The sequence below is a fragment of the Flavobacterium turcicum genome, from assembly GCF_011365745.1.
Lineage (GTDB): Bacteria > Bacteroidota > Bacteroidia > Flavobacteriales > Flavobacteriaceae > Flavobacterium > Flavobacterium turcicum.
Genome location: NZ_JAAOBY010000002.1, coordinates 32,697 through 59,337, shown reverse-complemented (window position 1 = coordinate 59,337; position 26,641 = coordinate 32,697). Strand labels below are relative to the sequence as shown.

Annotated in this window: 16 protein-coding genes; 14 read left to right on the top strand and 2 right to left on the bottom strand. The window is 35.5% G+C overall.

What is annotated here, in order from left to right:
- Positions 1–51: 51 nt before the first annotated feature.
- Positions 52–6,093, bottom strand: a complete 6,042-nt coding sequence (locus tag G9Q29_RS04195; protein WP_166133656.1) for a PAS domain S-box protein — start codon at positions 6,091–6,093, stop codon at positions 52–54.
- Positions 6,094–6,368: 275 nt separating this feature from the next.
- Between G9Q29_RS04195 and G9Q29_RS04190 the strand changes: the two genes are divergently transcribed.
- The 14 genes from G9Q29_RS04190 to tamL all read left to right on the top strand — a co-directional run bounded on the left by G9Q29_RS04190 (position 6,369) and on the right by tamL (position 23,918).
- Positions 6,369–6,824: a MarR family winged helix-turn-helix transcriptional regulator gene (locus tag G9Q29_RS04190; protein WP_166133654.1), complete on the top strand. Its 456-nt coding sequence runs from the start codon at positions 6,369–6,371 to the stop codon at positions 6,822–6,824.
- Between the two features lie 15 nt (positions 6,825–6,839).
- Entirely contained in the window at positions 6,840–7,472 is a 633-nt protein-coding gene (locus G9Q29_RS04185) for an NAD(P)H-dependent oxidoreductase (protein ID WP_166133652.1), read from the top strand.
- Positions 7,473–7,501: 29 nt separating this feature from the next.
- Positions 7,502–8,071 (top strand): YceI family protein, encoded by a 570-nt coding sequence (locus G9Q29_RS04180; RefSeq protein ID WP_166133650.1) that lies wholly within the window; start codon positions 7,502–7,504, stop codon positions 8,069–8,071.
- A 347-nt stretch (positions 8,072–8,418) separates the two neighbouring features.
- Positions 8,419–9,819 carry an anthranilate synthase component I family protein gene (locus G9Q29_RS04175; RefSeq protein ID WP_166133648.1) on the top strand — a complete coding sequence of 467 codons (1,401 nt, stop codon included), beginning with the start codon at positions 8,419–8,421 and terminating at the stop codon, positions 9,817–9,819.
- A gap of 126 nt (positions 9,820–9,945) precedes the next feature.
- Entirely contained in the window at positions 9,946–10,512 is a 567-nt protein-coding gene (locus tag G9Q29_RS04170) for an anthranilate synthase component II (RefSeq protein ID WP_166133646.1), read from the top strand.
- A gap of 43 nt (positions 10,513–10,555) precedes the next feature.
- Entirely contained in the window at positions 10,556–11,548 is a 993-nt protein-coding gene (trpD, locus tag G9Q29_RS04165) for an anthranilate phosphoribosyltransferase (RefSeq protein ID WP_166133644.1), read from the top strand.
- Between the two features lie 75 nt (positions 11,549–11,623).
- Positions 11,624–12,406, top strand: a complete 783-nt coding sequence (gene trpC / locus G9Q29_RS04160; RefSeq protein ID WP_166133642.1) for an indole-3-glycerol phosphate synthase TrpC — start codon at positions 11,624–11,626, stop codon at positions 12,404–12,406.
- A gap of 37 nt (positions 12,407–12,443) precedes the next feature.
- Complete coding sequence (locus G9Q29_RS04155; RefSeq protein ID WP_449528477.1) at positions 12,444–13,109, top strand: phosphoribosylanthranilate isomerase; 666 nt, start codon at positions 12,444–12,446, stop codon at positions 13,107–13,109.
- A gap of 18 nt (positions 13,110–13,127) precedes the next feature.
- Entirely contained in the window at positions 13,128–14,309 is a 1,182-nt protein-coding gene (trpB, locus tag G9Q29_RS04150; protein WP_166133640.1) for a tryptophan synthase subunit beta, read from the top strand.
- A gap of 136 nt (positions 14,310–14,445) precedes the next feature.
- Positions 14,446–14,763: a gamma-glutamylcyclotransferase family protein gene (locus tag G9Q29_RS04145; RefSeq protein ID WP_166133638.1), complete on the top strand. Its 318-nt coding sequence runs from the start codon at positions 14,446–14,448 to the stop codon at positions 14,761–14,763.
- An 84-nt stretch (positions 14,764–14,847) separates the two neighbouring features.
- Complete coding sequence (trpA, locus tag G9Q29_RS04140; RefSeq protein ID WP_166133636.1) at positions 14,848–15,609, top strand: tryptophan synthase subunit alpha; 762 nt, start codon at positions 14,848–14,850, stop codon at positions 15,607–15,609.
- 224 nt (positions 15,610–15,833) lie between these two features.
- A complete protein-coding gene (locus tag G9Q29_RS04135) occupies positions 15,834–16,271 on the top strand; it encodes an acyl-CoA thioesterase (RefSeq protein ID WP_166133634.1) in 438 nt (145 codons plus the stop codon).
- A gap of 362 nt (positions 16,272–16,633) precedes the next feature.
- Complete coding sequence (locus G9Q29_RS04130; RefSeq protein ID WP_166133632.1) at positions 16,634–21,622, top strand: translocation/assembly module TamB domain-containing protein; 4,989 nt, start codon at positions 16,634–16,636, stop codon at positions 21,620–21,622.
- A gap of 4 nt (positions 21,623–21,626) precedes the next feature.
- Entirely contained in the window at positions 21,627–23,918 is a 2,292-nt protein-coding gene (tamL, locus tag G9Q29_RS04125) for a translocation and assembly module lipoprotein TamL (protein ID WP_166133630.1), read from the top strand.
- 63 nt (positions 23,919–23,981) lie between these two features.
- On the opposite strand, the gene G9Q29_RS04120 is transcribed toward tamL, so the two are convergent.
- Positions 23,982–26,489: a DUF4350 domain-containing protein gene (locus G9Q29_RS04120; RefSeq protein WP_166133628.1), complete on the bottom strand. Its 2,508-nt coding sequence runs from the start codon at positions 26,487–26,489 to the stop codon at positions 23,982–23,984.
- Between the last annotated feature and the right edge of the window lie 152 nt (positions 26,490–26,641).

Here is a 26,641-nt window from a genome sequence, read left to right as displayed (position 1 = left end):
ATAAAAAAACGGATAAGAACTGCAAGTAAACAGTTTTTATCCGTTTTTTAATTATTCCTTGGTTAACCACAAGTGCAACATTTTCTCTAAATCAGCTTGTATAATTGGCTTTGGTAAATAATCATTCATGCCAGCTTCAAAACATTTTTCCTTGTCACCAACCATGATTCCTGCAGTAATGGCTATTATTGGAACATCTTTGTAGCCCTCTATTTGTCGAATTTCGGCTGTAGCCTCATATCCATTTTTGTTTGGCATTTGAATGTCCATCAAAATAAGATCGGGTTTGTAATTACGAGAAATTTCAATCGCCTCGCTACCGTCTTTGGCTTCATAAACGAGACAATTTTCAATAATCCGTTTCACTAACGTTTTAGCTAACATCATATTTATTTTATTATCCTCAACAATGAGAATCTTTTTATCTGATAATTCAAATTGAGGAATAGTTGTATTTTCGTCAATAGATTTTTGAATTGCTATTGCTTCATTTTTTTTATGTTTGGCTTTTTTAAATTTAATTTCGAAAAAGAAATCACTTCCTTCACCAAAAGTACTTATCAACTGAAGCCTGCTATTCATCAAGGCCAGAAGCTGGTTTGAAATTGCTAAACCAAGTCCTGTACCTCCAAATTTTCGATTGGTCGAATTATCTTCTTGTACAAAAGATTTAAAGATTTTCTTGTTGTTATCAGTTTTAATTCCGACTCCAGTATCCTTCACGGAAAATTTTATAGTAGACCACTTTTGCCCCGAAGATTCTACTTTGTTTATGTCTAAACGAATTTCGCCAAAGTGGGTAAACTTAATAGCGTTACTCAAGAGATTTACCAAAATTTGTTTCAGTCGAACGGAATCGGCTAAAATATATTGCGGAACTAATTTATCGATATTTAGTATTAACTGGATGTTCTTCCTGCTCGCTTGAATTTTAAACAAATTAATAACCTGAGTAGTTAACTTAACAATATTAACTTCTTCGATGGTCAATTCTAATTTTCCAGATTCAATTTTAGAAAAATCCAAAACGTCATTTACAATATCCATAAGTGAGGTTGCGGACTCATTTACGGTTGTCATGTATTCTGCCTGATTTTTCTTTAAATTAGATTTCATTAATAGGTGCGTAAATCCTATAATTCCGTTCAATGGTGTCCGTATTTCGTGGCTCATATTGGCTAAGAAATCTGTTTTAGCTTTATTTGCTGCTTCGGCTTGTTCTTTGGCCTTCAGCAATTCCATCTCAAGTATTTTTTGCTCTGTGATATCGATAAAACTTATAATAACCTCAACCAAATTACCGTGTATATCAAAATCAGGAAAACCATTGACCAGCAACCAAGTTATGGCGCCAGAATCAGACAGTTCTAAGCCGACTTTAAAGTTTTTAAGCGGTTTTTTAGAGGCAATAATTTGATTTACCGGATACCATTCCAATGTCATTTTATCATTGTTTTCATCGTAAAACTTCCAAATCGGACTACTCGCCTTCATTCCCTTCAAGGAGTCTACATCGTAAGCTAATAACTCAGCTGCCTTTTGATTCCACACAATGATTGAAGTATCAGGAGCGTGAACAATGATTCCGGCATCTAAATTGCTAATCAGTCCGCGGTAACGTTCTTCACTTTTAAAGAGCATAAGATCGGACTGCTTTGACTGCGTAATATCACGACTCAAACAAATATAATGCTTCTCATCGCTTGCACTGTCAGACATTGGTGCAACCGACAGTTCAAACCAATGCAAGCCTGATGTTGGTAGGTTAAGTGAATATTGACGTCCCGTTGAATATCCAAATTCACTAGCTTCTTTTAAAGCAGATAATATTAAGTTGGAAGCATCTGCTGGTAATATCTCCGAAAATAATTTCCCAATAAAGTACTCAGGTGTTGCTAGTAGCAATTCGTTGGTACGGGAATGATAATTATATATTTTCCCATCGCCATCTAACTCAAAAAGCATATCAGGAATGGCGCCAAGAATAGCCTCCATTTTTTTATGCATTTTCATAAACTCGTCGTCAATTTTTTTCCGTTCGCTAATATTTCTAACAATTGCCACAATCCTTCCGTCAGCAATCATCTTAGCAGTAATTTCTACAGCGACTAAAGAACCGTTTTTATGTTGCATACTGCGTTCTATTAACGTTTGATGGCCATCTGCTAATTCTTTATACATTATCGGTATTCGTTCGAGCTCTTCAATTTGATATAAATCTTTGACGTTTTTAGAGCACAATTCTTCTTTAGAATAGCCCAACATATTGCAAGCACTTTCGTTTACCTCTAACAAATCACCACAAAGATTATTTATAAAAATAGCGTCTGATGCTTGCTCTATTAAACTGCGGTATTGTTCTTCACTATTACTTAGTTTTTCTTTAATATTTTTTAACTCTGTAATTTCAGTTAGCGCCCCATTTAATCGAATAGCCTTACCATTATGGTCTCGGGTGACGATACCACGGTCGTAAAATATACCATAAGTTCCATCAGCTTTAAGAAAACGAAATTCATCTGACCAACTGCTTTCCGTTCCAGCATAAGTTTCATCTAATTTTTTCGTGACCCGTTCAAAATCGTCTGGATGTAATTTAGAACGCCATAAAACTGTATTTTGTAGCCCGTTAGGTTCTAAACTGCCAAAACCTAACAGATCAATAAATGTTTGATTGTTCCAACTTTGACCGGTAATTAAATCTACTTCAAAAACAGCATCATTTGTAGCCTTTGCAATAGTTTCAAAACGGGAGTTTGCAGTTTTGAGTTCCTCTTCGGCTTTTTTAATTTCAGATAGGTCAAGTCCCATTCCTAACAAACATCGTTCACCGTTGTATTGAATTGGTTTTGAGTTGATAAAATACGGAACCTTCACCTTATTTTTTGTATAAAAAACAACCTCAATTCCTGGCAATTTATCACCTTCTTCAAAGTTTATTGCAAATGCTAGTTCTATTCGATCTCTAATTTTTGATTTTTCATCGTCGTCAAACAAATCAAGCGCTCTTAATTGCCCCATTTCTTCGGACGAATAACCAGTGAGATTTTCAAAGTTTTTATTCCATTTTACAAACTTTCCATCCTCATTGTACAAATAGAAGATTCCTGGTAGATTATTAATAACTACTTCAGACAGCTGCTGCTCTTTTAAAATTGCAACTTCAGATTTTTTGCGTTCTGTTATGTCTGTTATAGTACCAACATATCCAACTACCTCATTTTTAATATTACGTTCTGGTATTGCTTGTCCCATTACCCAAACAATAGTACCATCGGGTTTCAAAAAACGATACTCTGTTATAGATTTTTCCTGTGTTTTTGAGTCCAAATGCCATCTTTTTGCCAAATAATCTTTGTCATTTGGATGCACTGCATCGAGCCAACCGTAACCAATGGCATCGTCAAAAGAAAAACCTGAAATCCGACTCCAATAAGGATTTACATACGTTGTATACCCTGTAATGTCAGTTCTAAAAATTCCAACGGGAGATACTTCTGTTAAAGTGTGGTAGCGTTGTTCACTCTCAATTATTGCTTCAGATGCTTTTTTCCTTTGTGATTCATTTTCAAGAATTTCAAGTGCAAAGGCAATATCGTTGGTTGCCTCTTGCAATAATTGTATTTCTTCTTCATCAAAAAAGTTCTTTTCACCGGCATAAAACATGATGACACCTATTACTTCCTTAAATTTCTGAATAGGCAATGCTATCACAGATTTATAATTGCGTTTAAGTGCTTCTTCTTTCCAAGGCAACATCATTACATCTATCTCAACATCATTGCAAACTATATATTGGTTTTCAAGAAATGCTCTAGCAGCAGGGCCTTGACCTTCAGGTATATTTGCATTTGTTGAAGGAATTACAATATTTTTAAAATAGTCTTGGTGATCACCCGCCATACGAACGGGTTGTAATAACTGCAGTTGCTCATCATACAATCCAATCCATGCCATTCTGAACTTTCCCTGTTCAACTGCAATTGTACAAGCCTCATAGAATAAATTTTCTTGATTCGTCGTACGAACAATCATTTGGTTCATGTGACTAATAAAAGAGTATAAACGATTGGCTTTGATGATCTTTTGTTCCGCTATCACTCGAGCAGTAACATCTGTTATAATGCCATGACAAATTACTGTTCCTTGTGGCTCCAAAATTGGCAACGAATTTATATTATGCCACATTAAACCCTTTGTAGGATGAAAATATCGGTATTCTGTTTGTAGTGGTACCAAATTATTTTTAGTATTGGTAACGCTAGCTAACAAAGGAGCAAGATCATCAGGATGTACGGCAGCATAAATTTGTTGCTGATCGTTTTCTATTTCTTCAAATCTAAATCCAAAAACATCTACAATCGCACTACTGGCGTAGGTATAAGTAAAGCTTCCATCTAAATTTTGTCGTAACGAATAAATCATTCCTGGCGAGGCTTCAGCAATTTTTAAAAATTTATCCCGTTCCAGCTCCAATTGCATTTGAGCCGCTTTTGCTTGAGTAACATCTCGCATATTGGTAATAATCCCGCGCACATCAGGATCGTGCAAAAGGTTATTAACGTATCCCTCCATCCAAATAAAGTGCCCATCACTGTGCTTGACTTGAAACTGTACCGGAAATGACAAACCCGGATTTTTGATAGCCAAAGCCATTTTTTCTTTCACATATTGTAAATTGTCTGGATGTATAAAATCTAGGCCGCATAATTCTGAAAAATCATCGTTTGTCCAACCTGTGATTTTTTTTGAAGACTCACTTTTAAATAAAATTCGATAGTTTTCGTCTAATAAAGTGATACTATCTTGATTGTTTTGAATAAAAGCCCTAAATCGTCTTTCATTGCGAACAAGTTGTTCTTGAATGTTTTTTTGTTCTGTAATGTCTTTTACAAAACCTAAAAATTTATTTTCGGATAACTTTACAGCTTCGGCAGCCCAGCATCTCACTTCCCCAGATTTTGTTTTGATAAAAATTTCTTTTTTACCAACACCATTTTCTACCAATTTTTTAAATTCCTTAATGTACTCTTGAATCTCTTCTTCAATCGATAAATCACCAAACTTCATTTTTAAAAGTTCTTCTCTTGAATATCCAGATAATGTACATGCTGCTTGGTTGACCTCTAAATAATGACCTTTTTCACCTATTACAAAAACGCCATCGGGGGCATTGTCGATATAAGTTTTAAAGTTTGAATTACTTTCTCGCTCTTGTAGTTGCAATTCGTACTCAACTGCCGAAACGTCACGTTCTTTTATTTCTTGTTCGAAATTTTTCTTATTTGTAATGTCTTGAATCGTTCCTTTTAAATGGCGTACAACTCCATCTTCATCAACAATTGGAAAAACTTTCACATTTAAATACTTCCTCTTTCCATTTGATAAAATCGCACATTGTTCAAATACTAATTCTTCTTTTTCACTTGCGCAAGTTGCTATTTTGTTTAAAAAAAGGGCAGCAGATTCCTTAGTTAAAACTGATAAAAACTCCTGATAAAAATCTAATTGTGATATTTTTTCAACTTCATAAATAGCACATAACTTCTGCGACCATTGCATTTTTTTTGATGTAAGATCTAGTTCCCAATTGCCTATTTTTGCAATTTTTTCAGTATTATTGGAAACTGTCTCACCATCGAGTAATAATTTTTGTGTAGTTTCTAAAACAGCAACTTCCCTACCAACACAATGGATGCACTTACTTTTTGATGACAGTATCAATAGCCATTCAAAATCAAAAATTCTTCCATCATTCCCTAGCAATCTATTGTTTAAAAAAGTTCTAGAAATACCACTAGCTAACAAGTCTAATGCTTCCACAGTTTTTTCATGATCATCCGGATGTATAAAATCTAAAAAGGAACAACTGAGTAAATCTTGGTCTGAAAAACCAAATTTAGCTGTGAAAGTGCTGTCATTTTGCTTAAATAAACCATCGAATGCAACCATGCACTCCACTTCGTGGGACTGATCGAAACCATTTTCAAAATTTTTGAGTTCAGCATTTTCTTGCTCCAACCTACTAATTTGTTGCTCTTGGGCTTTGAGTTGCCTGATTAGATCGTCATAGGATGGTTCTTTTGATTGCATATTGTGAAAATATTAAAGAAAAAGCTAAATGTATAAATTTTTAAAACTTAAATCAAGTTTACTTTTTTCAAATTAAAACCTTCAAAAAATCAACAAATCAAATCATTAGGCATTTAAAAATGTTTTAAAATTCAAGTTTAAAGAATGCATTTACATAACTTTGAATTGCTAATTTTTCTTGGCTCTTAAAAAATTAACAAAAATTTAATCAACATTTGTATATACAACATTAAATAAAGACTACATTTGTACCCACAAATGACATATATACAAATATGAAAATTGAAGAAATATTAAAATCTACTGTTGCGATGGATAATTCTAAGAAAATTATCCTCAATATCATGTACACGCAAAATGTACTAGCAGAAAATTTTAATGAAATTTTGAAACCTTTTGAAATATCAAGTGAACAGTACAATGTCTTGCGCATTTTAAGAGGACAAAAAGGAAATCCAGCCAATATGTGCGTTATTCAAGAGCGCATGTTAGCCAAAACAAGCAACACAACTCGGTTAGTAGATAAATTACTTTTGAAAAGTTTTGTTACTCGTAAAGTTTGCTCAGACAACCGCAGAAAAATTGAAGTTTTGATTACGCAAAAAGGACTCGATATCCTTGCAGCATTAGACGAAAAAGTTTTGACTCACGAACAGTCTTTTTCAAAAAAGTTAACAGATAAAGAAATTGAAACACTAAATCAATTGTTAGAAAAATATAGAAATCCATAAATACCAAAAACAAAAATGAATACATTCTTAGAAAATCAAAATTGGAGATATGCAACAAAGAAATTTGATGCTTCCAAAAAAGTAAGCGCTGAAGATTTAAATACTTTAAAAGAGGCTATTAGACTCAGCGCTTCATCGTATGGTTTACAGCCGTACAAAATTATCATTGTTGAAAATCCTGAATTAAGAGCTAAAATTCAGCCATCAGCATGGGGACAAACACAAATCGTTGATGCTTCTCACCTTTTAGTTTTTGCTAACGAGGTAAATTTTGGAGCTGAAGGAATTGATGCTGTGATTACTAACATGAGCGAAACAAGAAGTATTCCTGTTGAAAATTTAAAGCCTTATGCTGACTTGATGAAAAACAACTTGACTACACTTCCTGAAGAAGTACGTAACACTTGGGCAGCAAAACAGACTTACTTAGCAATGGGTAACTTATTGAATGCTGCAGCTGAGCTAAAAATTGACGTTACGCCAATGGAAGGATTTGTTCCTGCTGATGTAAATGCAATATTAGGACTGAACGAATTAGGCTTGAACGCTTCTTTGATCGCGACCGTAGGTTACAGACATGAAGAAGATGCAACTCAATTTGCTAAAAAAGTACGTAAATCAACTGAAGAATTATTTATTACACTATAATTATTAATCCACATTAAACAAAAAAACAAATGAAAAATCTAAAATCAATTGCATTAGCAGTAGTAGTAGCCTTAGCTACAGTAACAGGAAACGCGCAAACTAAAAAAGTAGATGCTGCTCAAAGTTCTATTAAATGGGTTGGAAAAAAAGTAACAGGTGCTCATGAAGGTACAATCAACCTTAAAAGCGGAAACCTTGTTTTTAAAGGTAAAAAATTAGTTGGTGGAAACTTTGTTGTTGACATGAACTCAATGAATGTAACTGACTTAAAAGCAGGTCAAGGAAAAGAAAAATTAGAAGGACACTTAAAAGCTGATGACTTTTTTGGAACTGACAAATTTGCAACTTCAACTTTAGTTTTCAAAAAAGTAACTGCAAAATCTGCAAACGCTTACGCAGTAACTGCTGACTTGACTATAAAAGGAATTACTAAACCAGTAACTTTTGACTTAACTACAACTGCAAACACTGCAAATGCTAACGTAGTAGTTGACAGAACTAAATACAAAATTGAGTACAACTCAGCTAGTATCTTCAGCGCAATTGGTGACAAAGCCATCAACGATGATTTCACATTAGCTGTAGCTTTAAAATTCTAAGAATTTATTGCTCTCACATTATAACCCCAACAAGCAATTGTTGGGTTTTTTTTTTATATATTAATTAATCTTCAGTCAAGATTTAACAAAATAGCGAGATAACTGCTTCATTTTTAACAAGCGTTTTATTTGCAAGTCCGATAATCATTTCTATATTTGCACCATACAAAAGAAAAAATGAACACAATTTTAAATAATACTTGGTGGTGGAACAATTTACGTCAGTCGTCGTGAATAGAGCTCCTATAGTATGTTTAAAACTACTTATATAAAAAGGCTTGTCATGACGACAAGCCTTTTTTTTATGTATCACAAAATCAAAACTAATCAACTAAAAATACAAGATCTTGAAATCATTTGCTTTACATACTCACTACAAACAAATTCTTGCAGACACCATCACGCCTGTAAGTGTGTATTTAAAAATTAGAGATAAATTCCCTAACAGTTTACTGCTCGAAAGTAGCGATTACCACGGCAACGACAACAGCTTTTCCTATATTTGTTGCAATCCCATCGCTTCGATAAAAATAGAAAATGAAACGGTTTACAAGCAGTTCCCTGATGGAACTTTTGAAAAAACGGCAATCGAAGCTACTACAGATGTACCGTCAATTATTCAAGAATTTTCTGGACAATTCAAATCTGAAAAAAACAATTTTAAATTCATCAATAACGGTTTGTTTGGGTATATTTCGTATGATGCAGTGCGTTATTTCGAAAAAGTAACTATTGCTAAAAAAGAGAATAGTAATACCATTCCCGATATTTATTATGCGGTTTACCAAAATATAATTGCCATCAACCATTTTAAAAATGAAGCTTATATATTTTGCCACAGCATAAACGGTCACAATAATATTTCAGAAATTGAGCAATTGCTTCAGTCTCGCAATATTGCTTCGTATAAATTCACCAAAGAAGGAGCTGGATTTTCGAACTTAACGGATGCCGAGTTTAAGCACAATGTAGCTTTGGCTAAAAAACATTGCTTCCGCGGAGACGTTTTTCAATTGGTACTCTCACGCCGATTTACGCAAGGGTTTAAAGGAGACGAATTCAATGTATATCGCGCCTTACGCAGCATCAATCCTTCACCTTATTTGTTTTTCTTTGATTATGGCGATTTTAAAATATTTGGGTCGTCGCCCGAAGCGCAAATCATCGTTAAAGATCGAAAGGCTGAAATTCATCCAATAGCGGGAACTTTTAAACGAACTGGCGATGACGAAAAAGATGCTGAATTAGCCAAACAATTATCAGAAGATAAAAAAGAAAATAGCGAACACGTTATGCTTGTTGATTTGGCTCGAAACGATCTCAGTCGACATGGCCACGCAGTAAACGTGGAGCGCTATCGTGAGGTTCAATTTTTCTCGCATGTAATTCATTTGGTGTCAAAAGTAACAGGACATTTGCATGAAAATGCTACAACCATGCAAGTAGTAGCCGATACATTTCCAGCAGGAACCTTGAGTGGTGCTCCAAAACATAGAGCCATGCAACTGATTGAAGAGTACGAAAAAACAAATAGAAATTTTTACGGAGGCGCCATTGGTGTCATGGATTTTGAAGGCAATTTTAATCACGCAATTATGATTCGTACTTTTTTAAGTAAAAATCATCAATTGCATTGTCAAGCAGGCGCGGGAATTGTTGCAGGATCAGATGAAGAAAATGAAATGCAAGAAGTGTACAATAAATTAAGAGCATTAAATACGGCTTTGGATTTAGCGGAGACCATTTAAAATACTAATTTAAAGATTTAATAATTCAAGAATTTAAAGATTGTCTAAAAGTAGAATTTTTTCCACGAGCCTGAACAACGAACTGGCGAAGCAATCTTTTAATCTTTCAATTTTTCAATAATAAAAATGAAAAAAATACTAGTCATAGACAATTACGATAGCTTCACTTACAATTTGGTACACTACCTAGAAGATTTAAATTGCGAAGTTACGGTGTACCGAAACGATGAATTTGAGTTGGACGAAATTGCTTCGTTTGATAAAATTTTACTCTCGCCAGGTCCTGGTATTCCTGACGAAGCTGGTTTACTAAAAGCGGTTATTCAAAAATATGGACCAACAAAAAGTATATTTGGAGTATGCTTAGGGCAACAAGCTATTGGCGAAGTATACGGAGGAACATTGACCAACTTAGATAAAGTCTATCACGGTGTAAGCTCTATGGTTCAAACCACGGTTACTGATGAAGGTTTATTTGAAGGTTTAGGTAATTCATTTGAAGTAGGACGTTACCACTCGTGGGTTGTCGAAAGCAATTTACCCGAAGTACTTGAAGCCACTTCTATTGATGAAAACGGACAAATTATGTCTTTGCGTCATAAAACTTATGATGTTCGCGGCGTACAATTTCATCCCGAAAGCGTTTTGACGCCTAATGGTAAAAAGATATTAGAAAATTGGGTGAAAAATTAGTCATAGGCTCCAAAGACTCTCAACTTTAAGACAGATACAAAAAATGAAAAACATATTAAATCGCCTAATTAATCATGAAATACTTTCTAAGCAAGAGGCCAAGGAAGTATTGATTAATATTTCGAACGGAAGTTACAACAGCAGCCAAATCGCTTCTTTCTTGACCGTTTACATGATGCGAAGCATTACCATTGATGAGCTTGCAGGATTTCGCGAAGCCTTGCTAGAATTGTGCATTCGAGTTGACTTGTCGGCCTATAACGCTATTGATTTATGCGGAACAGGAGGCGATGGAAAAGATACTTTTAATATTTCAACATTGGCGTCATTTGTGGCTGCGGGTGCTGGTATAAAAGTAGCAAAACACGGTAACTATGGCTTATCATCTGTTTCAGGATCGAGCAATGTCATGGAAAAAATGGGAATTAAGTTCAGTAACGACCCTGAGTTTTTAGAGCGTTCTATCGATCAAGCAGGTATTTGCGTATTGCATGCGCCACTTTTTCACCCTGCCATGAAAAATGTAGGACCAATTAGAAAAGAATTAGCAGTAAAAACCTTTTTTAATATGTTGGGACCGATGGTGAATCCGTCTTTTCCTAAAAATCAATTGGTAGGTGTTTTTAATTTAGAATTAGCTCGAATGTATGCCTATCTCTATCAAAATACCGAGGTAAATTTCACAATTTTGCACTCACTTGATGGCTATGACGAAGTATCGCTAACAGGTGCTACCAAAACCATTAGCAATACAATGGAAGGCATGTTGCACCCTGAAGATTTTGGGGCTAGCCTATTACTTCAAACAGATATTGAAGGCGGAAAAACAATTGACGAATCAGCTCAAATGTTTACAACCATCATTTCAGGTAAAGGTACAGAGGCTCAAAATAATGTAGTTTGTGCCAATGCAGCAATGGCAATCGCGACGGTTACTAAATGCAGTCCTTTAGAAGGATTTCAAATAGCAAAAGAAAGTTTATTATCCGGAAAAGGACTTTTATCTTTGACCAAATTGCAAGAATTGAGTAAATAACAAAAATTTAGGGTTTAAAGTAATTGATTTGAAAAACTTTAAACGTTAAACAAAGAAAACGTTAAACACATAAGAATGAATATCTTAGATAAAATCATAATCGACAAAAAACGAGAAGTCATTCTCAAAAAAAATATCATTCCTGTTTCGCAGTTAGAATCGTCAGTGTTTTTCAATAAAGAAACCATTTCATTGCGAACTAATTTATTAAACAGCAGTTCCGGAATTATTGCCGAACACAAGCGCAGATCACCATCAAAAGCAGCTATAAATTATGACTTCACGGTAGAAGAAGTAACAAAAGGCTATGAGAATGCGGGTGCTTGCGGAATCTCGGTACTAACCGATGGGAAATATTTTGGTGGATCGCTTGACGATTTGCTTCTAGCAAGAGCAAGTGTAAATGTTCCGCTTTTGCGAAAAGAATTTATTGTTGACGAGTATCAAATTTTAGAAGCCAAAGCACATGGCGCCGATTTAATTTTGCTAATCGCTGCCGTTTTAACGCGAGACGAAATCAAATCATTATCTGAATTTGCTAAGAGTTTAAATCTTGAAGTGTTGCTCGAAGTACACAATCTTGAAGAGTTACACAAATCGATAATGCCTTCATTGGATCTAATCGGCGTAAATAATCGCAATTTAAAAACATTCGAAGTCAGTTTAGATTTCAGTAAAGAATTAGCATCTCATATTCCGGATGAATTTGTTAAGGTTTCCGAAAGTGGTATTTCATCAGTAGCGGCCATTCAAGAATTAAAACCTTACGGATACAAAGGTTTTTTGATTGGAGAAAACTTCATGAAAACCGATAACGCAGGCGCAGCAGCTACTGAATTCATTCAACAATTAGGTTAAATAAAAAATTACAATAAACACCATTATACACTTAATAATGAACGAACAAGAAATACCAATCACTGCAAAACAAACTGGCTATGCCATGAAAATTTGCGGAATGAAGTACTCTGAAAATATTCTCGAAGTAGCTGCACTTTTGCCAGATTACATGGGCTTTATTTTCTGGGAACCTTCGTCACGGTATTTCACAGGAACTATTCCAACCTTACAGGCATCAATAAAAAAAGTAGGTGTATTTGTAAATGCAAGCGTGCTTGAAATACAAACAAAAGTCAACCAACACGATTTAAAAGCCGTACAATTACACGGACATGAATCTGTTGCATTTTGCCAAGAATTAAGAGAAGTTTTGGGTGTTAACATCGAAATTTTTAAAGTCTTCTCTGTCGGAAGCGATTTTGATTTCGAATCTATAAAAGAATTTGAAGACAGTTGCGATTACTTCTTGTTCGATACCAAAGGAAAATTACCCGGAGGCAACGGTACAGTATTCGACTGGAAAATGCTACAAAATTATCCTTCACAAAAACCATTTTTTCTGAGTGGTGGAATAGGTCTTGATGAAGTAGCACAAATAAAAGAAATAACAAAAAGCAACTTACCCGTATACGCCTTAGATTTGAATAGTAAATTTGAAATTGAGGCAGGATTAAAAAACAGTAATGCATTAAAGCAGTTTCAGGAACTACTGAGACAATAAACTTTTAAAAAAAATATCATGAGTTACAATGTAAACGAGAAAGGTTATTACGGAGAATTTGGTGGTGCATTTATCCCTGAAATGTTATATCCAAATGTAGAGGAACTACGTCAGAATTATTTAAAAATCACAGCCGAACCTTCTTTTCAAGAGGAGTTTGACAGTTTATTGCGTGAGTATGTAGGTCGCCCTACTCCACTTTACTTTGCCAAAAGATTATCAGAGCAATACAACACCAAAATTTACTTAAAGCGTGAAGATTTATGCCATACTGGTGCACATAAAGTAAACAACACAATCGGTCAAATTTTACTAGCTAAACGCCTCGGAAAAACCCGCATCATTGCTGAAACTGGTGCAGGACAACACGGTGTAGCCACAGCAACTGTATGTGCATTAATGGGCTTAGAGTGTATTGTGTACATGGGCGAAGTCGACATCAAACGACAAGCTCCAAATGTGGCTCGTATGAAAATGTTAGGTGCTACAGTTCGTCCAGCAACTTCAGGATCAAAAACTTTAAAAGATGCTACTAACGAAGCAATTAGAGATTGGATTAACAATCCGCTAGATACTTATTACATCATTGGTTCAGTGGTGGGGCCGCATCCTTACCCTGATATGGTCGCGCGCTTCCAATCGGTTATTTCAAAAGAAATCAAAGCACAATTGCTTGAAAAAGAAGGCCGTGAAAACCCTGATTATGTGGTAGCTTGTGTAGGTGGCGGTAGCAATGCAGCCGGAACGTATTACCACTTTCTTGACGAAAAGGACGTGAACATTATTGCCGTTGAAGCAGCAGGATTAGGCGTTGATTCTGGCGAGAGTGCTGCAACCTCAGCACTAGGTAAAGTTGGCGTTATTCACGGTAGTAAAACTTTGTTAATGCAAACCACCGATGGCCAAATTACCGAGCCATACAGTATTTCAGCTGGTCTTGATTATCCTGGTGTAGGCCCAATGCACTCACATTTATTTGCTTCTGGACGTGCACAATTCATTTCAATTACCGATGCGCAAGCTATGGATTGGGGTATCAAATTATCAAAAACCGAAGGATTAATTCCTGCGATCGAAAGCGCGCACGCCTTTGCAGTTTTAGACGAAATGAAATTCAAGCCAGAGGATATTGTAGTCATCAACCTTTCTGGGCGTGGCGACAAAGATTTAAATACATACATTGATTATTTCAACTTATAACATCAGTATATTTGGGGCGTTTCCCGCCGCGGCGGGTCGGGCTGTACGCTGTATCTTTTTCATGGCAAAAAAAGCCATGAAAAAGGATGCCGCTTCCATCCCTAACGCACACCAATAACCAGAAATCAAACTACTTATGGAATATTTATTCTCCTACGGTACCCTTCAGTCTAAAGAAATTCAGATGCAAGTTTTTAATAAACTTTTAATCGGAACCGAAGACCAACTTACAGGATACAAACTAAAAGGTTTGCAAATTGAAGAAGAATTTGGAATGGAAGATTATTTTGTAGCCATGCCAAGCGATAATCCTGCAGACACTATCACCGGAATTGCCTTTGCAGTGACGAGCGATGATCTTATCAAAGCAGATCAATTTGAATCAAACGCTTACAAAAGAATTCAAATCACATTAAAATCAGGCATCACTGCTTGGATTTTTATTGAAAGTTAATAGAAAACAGTAATCGCATCAAACACAAAAAATAAATCCTTTAGCTTGCTAAAACCTTGCTGAAAGACACAAAAAGAGTTTACAATGAACAGAATAAATCAGAAATTACAAGAATCAAAAAAAATACTTTCCATCTACTTTTCAGCTGGATACCCAAGTTTGAATGATACCGTTCAAATCATCGAAGATTTAGAAAAAAATGGTGTCGATATGATCGAAATAGGTTTGCCATTTAGTGATCCTTTGGCTGACGGACCAACCATTCAAGAAAGTTCAACTCAGGCTTTGCATAACGGTATGACCACGCAAGTCTTGTTTGATCAACTAAAAGACATCCGAAAAACGGTTTCTATTCCTTTGATAATTATGGGTTATTTTAACCCAATGTTGCAATATGGAATTGAAGAATTTTGCAAACAATGCGCCGCTATTGGTATTGACGGACTCATTATTCCTGACTTACCCGTTGACGTTTATGCTGATTCCTATCAATCTACTTTTGAAAAATACGGTTTAAAAAACATTTTCCTAATCACTCCTCAAACTTCTGAGGCGCGCATTCAATTTATTGATAGTGTTTCTGACGGATTCATTTACATGGTAAGCTCGGCTAGTGTTACCGGCTCACAAACCGGATTCGGAACTTCACAAGAAGCTTACTTTGAACGCATTGCCAATATGAATTTGAAAAACCCACAAGTGGTGGGTTTTGGTATCAATAATGCAGCTACTTTTCAACAAGCCACACAGTACGCAAAAGGAGCTATTATTGGTAGTGCTTTCATCAAACATCTCACGGAACAAGGAACAGGAACCATTGCAGAATTTGTAAAAACGATTCGCTAAGCATTTCCACAAACAATTTCATAAATACAAATCAGCCTCTACCAAGAGGCTTTTTTTTATGCAACATAAATAAAAAAACGAAGGCGCAAGAATGATTTCAACCCCATACATTCAGTAGTAATTTCTTTTCCCCACAGCTCATTTTTCGTCAAAAACCACAAGAAATTGTCAATCTTTTTTTGCAATTTAGCAACAAATATATTTTATACTTTAAAACACCAAAAATGAATTCATTTACCAAAGAATTATCCTTTAGATGGTCTGATCTTGATCCTAATTTTCATGTTCGCCATAGTGCTTATTACGATTTTGGTGCACAACATCGAATTGAAATTTTAGAAAGCTTGGGGTTGACTATGAGAGTCATGCAAGCGCAAGGTTTTGGTCCTATTTTATTTAGAGAAGAATGCGTATTCAGAAAAGAAATCAAACTTTCGGATCGCATTGTCATGCATACCAAAACCTCAAAAGTTAATGAAGATGGCTCCCGCTGGTCTATCATTCACGAATTCAAAAACGAGCAAGATCAAGTGTGCGCAACCATAACCGTTGATGGCGCTTGGATGGATGTAAAACTGCGTAAACTGGCCTCTCCTACTCCAGAATTGGCTATGCAAGCTTTGAGTATTTTTCCTAAAAGCGATAATTTCTCAACAAAATAATTCAAATTATAACGCTCTCTTTTAAACCTATTTTAAAGGAAACAAGGTTTGCGTACCTACAAAACTAGGAGGATTATTATAAAATTTTCCTAGTTTTTTATTGACCTCTTTTTTAACTTAATTTGCAAAAAACCTCACGGCATTTCTACTTAAAAACCTCTCAAAACTAGTTTGTAATTAAAAATATTTTTATTCAAATTTTGAAGTAAAATTAACGTATCGGCGAAAAGAGAAATTATACAATTTTAAACAAAAGTTTTATAAGCAATTGTAAGGCAAATTAGCGACCTTTGCAACAATTGAGTTCTCATCAGGACTGCAAAATTGCAACTAATAGTTGGTTTAAATTTAAATTGCTACGTTTGAAAAAACACTTACAAAAAAGTTTAAAAATCGCATTATGGATTTTGGGTGGTTTATTTACCCTTTTTCTACTGCTTTTGATTGTCATTCAAATTCCTTCTGTTCAGCTTTATGCCAAAGACAAAGCCGTAGTTTATTTGCAAGACAAAATTAAAACGAAAGTAAAAATTGAGCATCTCTCAATTGGTTTTCCCAAAAATGTAATCTTGCAAGGCGTTTACTTTGAAGACCAAAAAAAAGATACCCTTTTAGCTGGCGAAAAACTTGCGGTTGATCTCAGTATGTTTCAATTGTTACGCAATAAAGTCGAAATTAATAGTATCGCACTCGAAGGAATCACAGCTAATATTTCTAGGTCAAAAAATGGCGTATTTAACTTTGATTATATTACTCAAGCATTTGCATCACCTCCAAAAAAAGAAGATAAAAATAGCACACCAATGACATTTTCGGTGGAGTCTATTGCGCTTGACCGTATTCAATTGCGCTACAAAGATGCGTCTGCCAACAATGAACTAAATACCAAAATCAATCATTTTCAAACGACCATTAAAAAGTTTGATTTGGAAAAGATGGATTTTGACGTTCCAAAAATTAAAATAAATGGGTTAGCAGTTCTTTACAAACAAGGGAAATCAGCTCCTAGCAATACAAAAATTGATGCTAACAATTCGAATCCAGCAACGCCTTTGCAATTAAAACTAGGCGTATTGGATTTTGGTAAAATTAAAGTAGCGTATGCGGATGAAAACAACAAAATCAATACTCAATTTTACTTTAAAAAACTGCTCGCAACAATTGATAAATTTGACCTCAACAACCAATTTGCAATTCTTGAAAGCGTTGAATTAACCGGAGTTGAAGGAGAATTAGCTTTGGACAAAAATACCACACAAAAAGTGGAAAAAGTTCAAGAAGTAGCTGCTACAACGGGTTGGGAAATCAAAATAAAGAAAACAGCTTTACAGCGTATTGATTTTAAATTTAATAACAATAACGCGGCTCCTGTTGCAAAAGGCATTGATTATAACCACTTGCACCTGCGCAACTTTAATATGGATTTGGAATCTTTAAATTACAATCCAGAAAACATTTCAGGAGACCTTACCAAACTTACGATCAAAGATAAAAGCGGTTTGAACATTCAATCCTTGAAAGGAAACTTCTTTTATGGAAAAAAGAATTCATTTATCAAAAATCTCTATCTAAAAACCCCAACTACTGAGCTTCGCGATGAAATTCAAGTTGGCTATCCTTCGCTTGAAGCACTATCTAAAAATCCGGGAGATTTAAGTGTCATCGCGCGTCTTAAAAAGAGTCGTTTGGGTGCTCATGATATTTTGATTTTAGCACCTGCATTAGCCAGTAATCCACCGTTTAAAACCAATCCCAAAGCTATTATCTTGATTGATGGAGCCGTAAAAGGAAAACTTAAAAATTTGGTAATTCCCTCACTTGAGGTAAGCGGAATTGGCAGTACCAAATTAGCTGCAAGTGGCATAATAAGAGGCTTACCAGACATGGAAAAAGCGGTTTTCGACTTAAAGATTAAAGAATTTAAATCAACAGCAAAAGATATTTATTCGTTTGCTCCAAAAGGCGTAATTCCAAATACGATTCAACTCCCGGCACGATTGAGCTTAAATGGTACTTTTAAAGGAACCATTCAGTCTTTCAAAACAATGCTCAATTTAAACAGCAGCATTGGAATTGCCAAAGTAAATGCCAGTTTGGACCAAAGAAGAAAAAACGCGGAACAGTACCAAGCGCAAGCTACATTTGTAAATTTTGACTTAGGGAAACTACTAAAAAATGATTCTATTGGTAAAATAAGTGCTACTGCCAATGTAAAAGGAACTGGTTTTAATCCAAAAACTGCAACAGCGGCATTAAATGCCAATGTTGTAAAGGCATATTTCAATAAATACAATTACAAAAACATTGCTTTAAAAGGATCAATCAAAAAAGGATTATTTCAAGCAACTGCCACGGCAAAAGATCCTAATTTGAATTTCACCATGTTGAGCTCGGGAAGTTTTAGAGACAAATATCCAACTGGAAAAATCAAACTCAATATGGATATTGCCGATCTTGAAAAATTAAATCTGCATGCAGGTCCTTTAAAACTAAGAGGCTTTGTAGATGCTGATATACAGTCGGCAAATTTAGATTTTCTGAACGGAACAATTGTGGCACAAAATATTGAAATTACAAATGCAAAAGAGCAATTTGTAATTGATTCTATTCAAGTTACAGCTAAATCTACAGCGCAAAGCAATGTAATAGAATTGAAAGCACCATTTATGAATGCTGCTGTAAATGGACGTTTTTCGTTTTCACAATTAGGAACAGCTTTATCCCAATCAATCGCTGCTTACTACACTACAAATCCTGTTCAAAAGAAAAAAAATACAGCACCACAGCACTTTGATTTTAAAGTAGCTCTGGTAGATCATCCTATCTTATTTCAATTGCTTCCAGATCTTAAAAGCATCGAGCCAATTGCATTATCAGGTCGATACAATTCAGTTAACGATACAATTATAATGCAAGGAACCGTACCAAAAATGGTATATGCAGGTGTAACCGTAACTAACGCTGCTCTAAAAGTTGACACCCAAAATCAAGCTTTAGTGTATGAGTTTTTGGTGGATGACATCCAAAACAGCGCTTTAGAATTGCCTCATACAGAATTGAAAGGCAGTGTGAAAAATAATACTGTCGAATACCTATTACAATTAAAAGATAAGAAAGATAAAGAACGCTACCTTTTGACAGGAGAATTAGTTGCTATAAATGGTAATCAAGAACTGTCTCTCGATAGTAATCGTTTCGTTTTGAATTACGAACCTTGGGAAATTGCCAATAGTAATCGCATTCGTTTTGGTAAAAAAGGACTGCTGATTACCGATTTTAACTTGAATAAAAACGGAAGCGGGATACAAATTCAATCGGAACCCAATACCGAAAATGCACCTTTGCAATTAGAATTCAAAGATTTTGACATCAGCACAATTACAAGTTTTGTCGAGAAAAACGACCTGCAATTGAGCGGTAAAATTAATGGTGAAGCAAAGGTTACAATTAATACTCCAAGTCCACTTTTTACTTCTGATTTGGATGTTCAGAATCTAACCTTTAAAAAAGATACCGTTGGTAACCTGAAAATTAAAATTGATAACGCAATAGCCAATCAATACAATGCCAATATTGAAATAAGTGGTCAAGAGAATCAAGCGGAATTAAAGGGAATCTACAATGCCCTAAACAGTACTTTTGACTTGAATATTGATCTAAAAGCGCTACAATTAAAAAGTATTCAAGGCTTTACTTTGGGTAATTTAACTGAAAGTAATGGTTTTCTATCAGGTCAATTGGATCTAAAAGGAAACACCTCAAAGCCTGAACTTTTAGGAGAAGTACAATTCAACTCTGTTGGTTTTACAGTGAAACCCTTGAACGCTAAGTTCCAACAAATCAATGATAAAATTACTTTCACACCCAATACCGTTTTACTAAATCGCTTTACAATCAAAGATGAAAAAGAGAATGACCTTATTATTGACGGTAAAATAGATATTAGTAACCTTACCAATATGGGATTTGATTTAGCCATCGATGCTAAAAACTTTAAAGCGGTCAACTCGAAAGCCAAAGACAACGATTTGTATTATGGTGAATTGTATCTTGACAACCAATTACAAATTAGCGGAACATTAGACAGCCCGCAAATTGATGGGACAGTTAAAATTAACAAAGACACCAAATTTAACATTGTTTTACCACAATCAGACCCATCAATTGCCGACCGCGAAGGCATTGTTGAATTTATTGATCAAGACAAACCAAAAGCTGCAACAGCAATCGCACTACAAGAATTTAGCAGCAGCACTGAGGTAAAAGGAATCAACGCATCGGTAAATATCGAAGTTGACAAAGAGGCTGAATTATCAATTATTATCGATAAAGCAAACGGTGATTTCTTAAAACTAAAAGGTGAGGCACAATTAAACGGCGGTATTGATCCATCAGGAAAAACCAGTTTAACGGGCCGCTACGAACTTTCTGAAGGAAGTTATAAAATGAATTTTAACGCCATCAAAAGAAAATTCGATATCAAATCAGGAAGTTACATTTTATGGACCGGCGAGCCAACAACAGCAGATATTAACATTACTGCAGTTTACAAAACCGAAGCCGCTCCTATTGATTTGGTTAATGATCAATTGGGCGATGTAAGTGCATCAGTTCGCAACACCTACAAAGAGAAAATTCCGTTTGAAACCGAACTAAAAATGAATGGCGAATTGCTGCAACCGACTATCTCTTTTGATATTGTTTTGCCAGAAGGAAATAATAATGTGGCTACCGAAATTATCAATTCGACTCAAGCCAAATTAGAACAAATTAGAACACAGCAGGACGAATTGAATAAGCAAGTTTTTGCCCTTTTACTTTTGAATCGTTTCATTGGCGAGAATCCTTTTGCCAGCGAAAATGGCGGTACCTCAGTTTCAGCATTAGCAAGAGAGAGTGCTAGCAAACTTTTATCGCAACAATTGAATAATTTAGCAGGCGATTTAATTCAAGGTGTTGAACTGAACTTTGACTTAAATACTTCCGAAGATTTCACCACCGGTCAACGTGAAAACAAAACCGATTTAAGTGTCGGGATTTCGAAAAAGTTGTTGAACGACCGTTTAAAAGTAACGGTTGGAAGTAGTTTTGGCCTCGAAGGATCTCAGCAAGCCAATCAAAACGCAAGCAATATTGCAGGTGATGTAGCTCTTGATTATCAAATTTCAAAAGATGGAAGATACAAAGCGCGCGCCTACCGAGTAAACAAATACCAAGTAGCGCTGCAAGGTGAAGTTATTGAAACGGGCGTGTCATTTGTAATTACGATGGATTACAATAAATTCAGCGAATTGTTTAAAAAGAGTCAAGCGCCAAAAGAAAAATCAAAAAAAGCAACACCAAAAAAATAACAACATGAAGAGTCATTATTTACCATTGGTACTTTGCCTATTTTTGCTATCTGCTTGCAGCGGTACACAATTTTTACCCGAAGGTGAACTTTTATACACTGGCGCCAAAGTAATCGTAAAAGATACCGCCACCTCAAAGGAAGATCAAAAATTACTAAAAAATAGTTTAGAAGATTTGGTACGCCCAAAACCAAACGCAAGTTTTTTTGGCATGCGACCAAGATTATACCTTTACGCCTTTGCAGGAAATCCAAAAAAAGAAAAAGGTTTCAGGTATTGGTTAAAAAATAAAGCAGGACAAGCGCCCGTACTTTACAGCCAAGTAGATCCTGAGTACACCAAAAATGTGCTGCAAAATTCTAGTGAAAATTCAGGATTTTTTACAACACGAGTTACAGCCGACTCTACCACGAAAGGCAAACTAGCTAGTGTTTTGTACACGGTAAAACCCGGGAAACCGTATACCATTAAATCTGTAAAATTCCCAACCGACTCGTCTGTAATTGGTAAAGCCGTAAACGCTGCGATGCGACGTAGCCTTTTAAAAATCAATAAACCATACAGCTTAGAGGTTATAAAAGAGGAGCGCATTCGTATTGACAGCCGCTTGAAAGAAAAAGGGTTTTATTATTTTAATGCTGATTATATCTTAGTGCAAGTGGATAGCACCGTAGCCAAAAATCAAGTTGATTTAATTGTAAAAATCAAAGAAGCTACGCCAAAATTAGCGTTAACGCCATACAAAATCAACAAAATAATCGTTTATCCAAATTTTTCTATTGGTCCAAATGGCATCAAACAATCAGCAGATTCTATCACCAAGTACAATGATTTGACCATTATTGATTCTGCAAAATTATTCAAACCACGCATTTTCGACAGAGCACTTTACTTTAAAAAAAACGATTTATACAATCGTACTAATCATAATTTGTCTTTAAATCGATTGGTAAATTTGGGTACTTTTAAATTCGTAAAAAATCAATTCACAGTATCAGATACAACCGCCAACTACCTTGACGCGTATTATTACCTCACTCCTTTACCAAGAAAATCATTGCAGTTAGAACTTCTTGGTAAAACCAACTCTGCTAACTATACAGGTACAGAACTCAACTTAAATTGGAGTAACCGAAACACTTTTCGTGGAGCCGAATTACTCACAGTATCTGCTTTTGGAGGGGTCGAAGTTCAAGTATCGGGACAGAATAACGGTTTTAATGTGTATCGTGTGGGAACCGAAGCTAATTTAATTTGGCCACGATTGATATCACCTTTTAAATTGAAAGAGCCCACAGGATTTGTGCCAAAAACAAAAGCAACACTTGGTTACGAGTTTCAAAACAGAACCAATTTATATTCATTACAAACATTTAAAGGTTCGTTTGGTTATTTGTGGAAAGAAAACGAACGCAAAGAGCACGTTTTGCAAATTTCAGAGATTACCTATGCGAGTCCTCAAAACGTAACCGACCTTTATTTACAACAAATTGCTAGCAACCCTACTTTAGAAAAAGTTATCGAAAAGCAGCTTATTTTTGGTCCTACCTATTCGTACACGTACACCAATACGATGCAAAAAAGGAAGAAAAACACTTTTTATTACAAAGGAAGTATTGACTTGGCAGGGAATATTGCAGGTTTAGCAACAGGTGCAAACATTCAAAAAGGCGATACAATATCTATCTTTAATGTTCCGTTCAGTCAGTTTATAAAAATTGAAAATGATTTTAGACATTATTATAAATTGGGTCGCGAGTCGCAATTGGCTACAAGAGTAATTGCAGGTGTAGGTTACGCTTATGGAAACTCGAGAGAAATGCCGTTTATCAAACAATTTTTCATAGGTGGCACAAACAGTTTGCGTGCTTTTAGAGCGCGCTCAATTGGTCCAGGAAGTTTTGATGGTTCAACTACAAACAGTAATGCATTTTTACCTGACCAATCCGGAGATATCAAAATTGAATTCAATACAGAATATCGAGCACAAATTTATGGTCCCGTAAAAGGAGCTCTTTTTGTAGATGCTGGAAACATCTGGTTGTTGAACGAAAATAGCGACAAGCCAGGAGCTAAGTTTACGAAGAATTTCATGAGTGAACTCGCAGTAGGTGCCGGAGCAGGATTGCGATTTGATTTTTCATTTCTGGTTTTGCGTACTGATTTTGCTTTTCCTTTGCGAAAGCCCAATTTACCATCAGGAAATCGTTGGGTTTTAGATCAAATCAATTTCGGAAATGGAACTTGGCGCAAAGAAAACCTCATCTTCAATCTAGCCATTGGATATCCTTTTTAAACAAGCATAAAAAAAGAGCATCATTTTGTAATGATGCTCTTTTTTATTTAAGTTGGATTTGGTTTAATTTACCAAGAACAAAGCATTGCTGAACAATAAGTTTCCGTTTTCCCAAAAACCTCTAAACAAAGGATTATCAACCATATAAATTACGGTTCCGTTTCCTTTATAATCAACAGCAAAACTTACTGTATTATCTAATTTTTTGCGAATATTACTTCCAACAAAGCCATAGCTTTTAAAATCTTTAGGTACGTAAACCACATTTGTTGCTCCTTTTAACAACGAATAATGTCTATCATCGGTACGCAAACTAAAATATTTATCGCCCAAACCAAAAGCCAACGGATGCGTTTTGTTTAATACATTTTCAATAATTGCACCCGGAATTGATTTTGAAATCGATCTACGTTCTGCATCTTGAAAATCCAAAAACCGCTCTTTTAATTCGGCTTCGTCATCGGCTTTCGCTGCATTTTCTTTTTCTTCATCAGTGGCAAAACGCGTAAGAGCAAAATTTTCTTTGCCATCAAATAATGACAATGCGTTGTTCATAGCAATGACTTTTCCTCCATTAGAAACCCACTCGGCTAATTTTTTTTGTTGCTCTTCTGACAAGGAATAATAACCATCAGCTAAAATTAAAGTGGTATAGCTGTTCCAATTCACTCTATTGAAATTAGAAGTCTCGACAACACTCACCGGATAACCAATTGTTTCTTGCATATAATACCACGCAGCACCAAACTCGGTGCTTGACACTCCTTTTCCTGATAACAAAGCTACTTTTGGCGCTCGTAACAAAACGAAATTTTCTCCACCAATATCTTTGGCATTAGATGAATATCCCGTTTGTATAAAATTGTAATCGTTCTTAACTTTGATAATATTAGAAACGGTATTTTCAAAATCAGCCATTTTGATATTGTCTGTTTTGGTCACAATCAATCCGCCTGGCTCTACCACAACATCTCCAAAAACGGCTTTTTTCATAGCTGAACGCACTTTGATATTTTTTTGATGCAATGCTGCTAAAACTTGAGCTGAAACCCTGTTATTCCAAGGAATATAAAAAGCATATACCTGTTTTGGAACTACTTTTTCAGCAATTTCAATCCTCTTTTTTGTGGGAACAAGAAGATTATTCTTTACAGCATAACCCTGAACTCCATAAGCTAACGGAAGAGCCCACGCAGTGATATCATAGGATAAACTATCGTTTAATTTTTGATTTGGTTCAAATAAAACTTGTGCAAAAACTGCCTTTTGCTGGTCCACTTTTACAATCATATCATTTGGCTCTACCGAAAAAGCCTTATCGGATTTTGTGTAATAATCAAACCCTGTTGCTTTTTGAGTACCTGCTGCATAGCTGTACTCGATATTGTTTTTAGCGAGCAAATCGGCTAGTTGTACTAATTTAGGGTTTTGCTTCAAGACATAGGTTTTGTAATTCCCTTTTACCGTTTTACGAGAATTATTCATAAATCCTCTAAAGCCTTTCAATAAAACATCCACTTGTCCTGACGCCGATTCTACCACCGTCAACACTGCAGTGGCATGATGGGTTAAACGGTCTTTAATAGTTAAAACATTACCATTACTCATCAATACTGCACGACCAGCGCCTATTCCTCCCTGCTCCATAGTCATTCCAACTGCACCGTTATAGGTTGGATAAGTATCACCATAGCTAGGATAAAACAAATCAAAACGCTCACTTGTATTGTACATCCAGTTTTGAGCATCAAATTTCTTTGAGATATTTTGGCCTAAAGTAGCATGAAAATCTTTTTGATAGGGTTCAATGTATTCGTGCAAAGGTTCTGCTGATGGCGGGAAAAAATAAGGAGAATCATACCCCATTTCGTGCACATCGGTATGTACTTGCGGCATCCATTGGTTGTAGAGCGCTATGCGTTGCTGCGACTCAATTTGCGTTTGCCAAGCCCAATCACGATTCAAATCGAACATATAATGATTGTAGCGCCCGCCTGGCCAAGCTTCCATGTGTTCTCTATCTGATAATTCTGGATGCGTTTGCTTTCCAGATATTTCGCGTAACCAATTTCCATATCTTGAATATCCGTCTGGATTAATACAAGGATCAAGAATAACGATCGTGTTTTCTAACCATTTTTTAGTGGTTGCATTACTTGGATTGAGCAATTCATAAGCCACTGTCATGGCACTTTCAGTTCCCGCAAACTCGTTTCCGTGTACGTTAAAACTTAACCAAACAATCAATTTATCGCCAATACTTGCAGTACGATTGGCTGACATACCGATGGCCGCAAGATTATTATTTCTGATAGCATCTAATTGCGATAAATTTTCTTCTGAGGAGATAAAATATACACTCAAATCGCGTTGCTCAGCTGTTACACCATACTTTTGATGTTTAATCAGAGGAGATTTTTCGGTTAAATGTTTGAAATAATTTTCTACTTGATGGTAGTATGAAATTTGTTTCCCATAAAGAGGTAAAAATTCCGAAGGACTTTGAACTTGCGCCTGCATATTCCAGACAAAAGCAAGCAGTAGTCCGAAAGAAAAAATAGTTTTTTTCATATTGTTTCAATTAGTTATGCCTCAAAAATAGCCATTTAGTGTATTATCCACAAACTATTTTGAACCGAAAAAGTAGTTTTGAATGACTCATTATACATCCATCAAAATCAACTATTTTTTATCAAATACTGATAATACAGCTACAATCATTA

Excerpts from the sequence above, each read along its gene's own strand:
- G9Q29_RS04180 (WP_166133650.1), top strand. The coding sequence starts at position 7,502 with ATGAAAAATCTAAAATCAATTGCATTAGCAGTAGTAGTAGCCTTAGCT.
- trpD (WP_166133644.1), top strand. The coding sequence starts at position 10,556 with ATGAAAAACATATTAAATCGCCTAATTAATCATGAAATACTTTCTAAG.
- trpB (WP_166133640.1), top strand. The coding sequence starts at position 13,128 with ATGAGTTACAATGTAAACGAGAAAGGTTATTACGGAGAATTTGGTGGT.
- G9Q29_RS04120 (WP_166133628.1), bottom strand. The coding sequence starts at position 26,489 with ATGAAAAAAACTATTTTTTCTTTCGGACTACTGCTTGCTTTTGTCTGG.
- trpC (WP_166133642.1), top strand. The coding sequence starts at position 11,624 with ATGAATATCTTAGATAAAATCATAATCGACAAAAAACGAGAAGTCATT.
- G9Q29_RS04135 (WP_166133634.1), top strand. The coding sequence starts at position 15,834 with ATGAATTCATTTACCAAAGAATTATCCTTTAGATGGTCTGATCTTGAT.
- trpA (WP_166133636.1), top strand. The coding sequence starts at position 14,848 with ATGAACAGAATAAATCAGAAATTACAAGAATCAAAAAAAATACTTTCC.
- G9Q29_RS04170 (WP_166133646.1), top strand. The coding sequence starts at position 9,946 with ATGAAAAAAATACTAGTCATAGACAATTACGATAGCTTCACTTACAAT.
- G9Q29_RS04185 (WP_166133652.1), top strand. The coding sequence starts at position 6,840 with ATGAATACATTCTTAGAAAATCAAAATTGGAGATATGCAACAAAGAAA.
- G9Q29_RS04145 (WP_166133638.1), top strand. The coding sequence starts at position 14,446 with ATGGAATATTTATTCTCCTACGGTACCCTTCAGTCTAAAGAAATTCAG.
- G9Q29_RS04155 (WP_449528477.1), top strand. The coding sequence starts at position 12,444 with ATGAACGAACAAGAAATACCAATCACTGCAAAACAAACTGGCTATGCC.
- G9Q29_RS04190 (WP_166133654.1), top strand. The coding sequence starts at position 6,369 with ATGAAAATTGAAGAAATATTAAAATCTACTGTTGCGATGGATAATTCT.
- G9Q29_RS04195 (WP_166133656.1), bottom strand. The coding sequence starts at position 6,093 with ATGCAATCAAAAGAACCATCCTATGACGATCTAATCAGGCAACTCAAA.
- tamL (WP_166133630.1), top strand. The coding sequence starts at position 21,627 with ATGAAGAGTCATTATTTACCATTGGTACTTTGCCTATTTTTGCTATCT.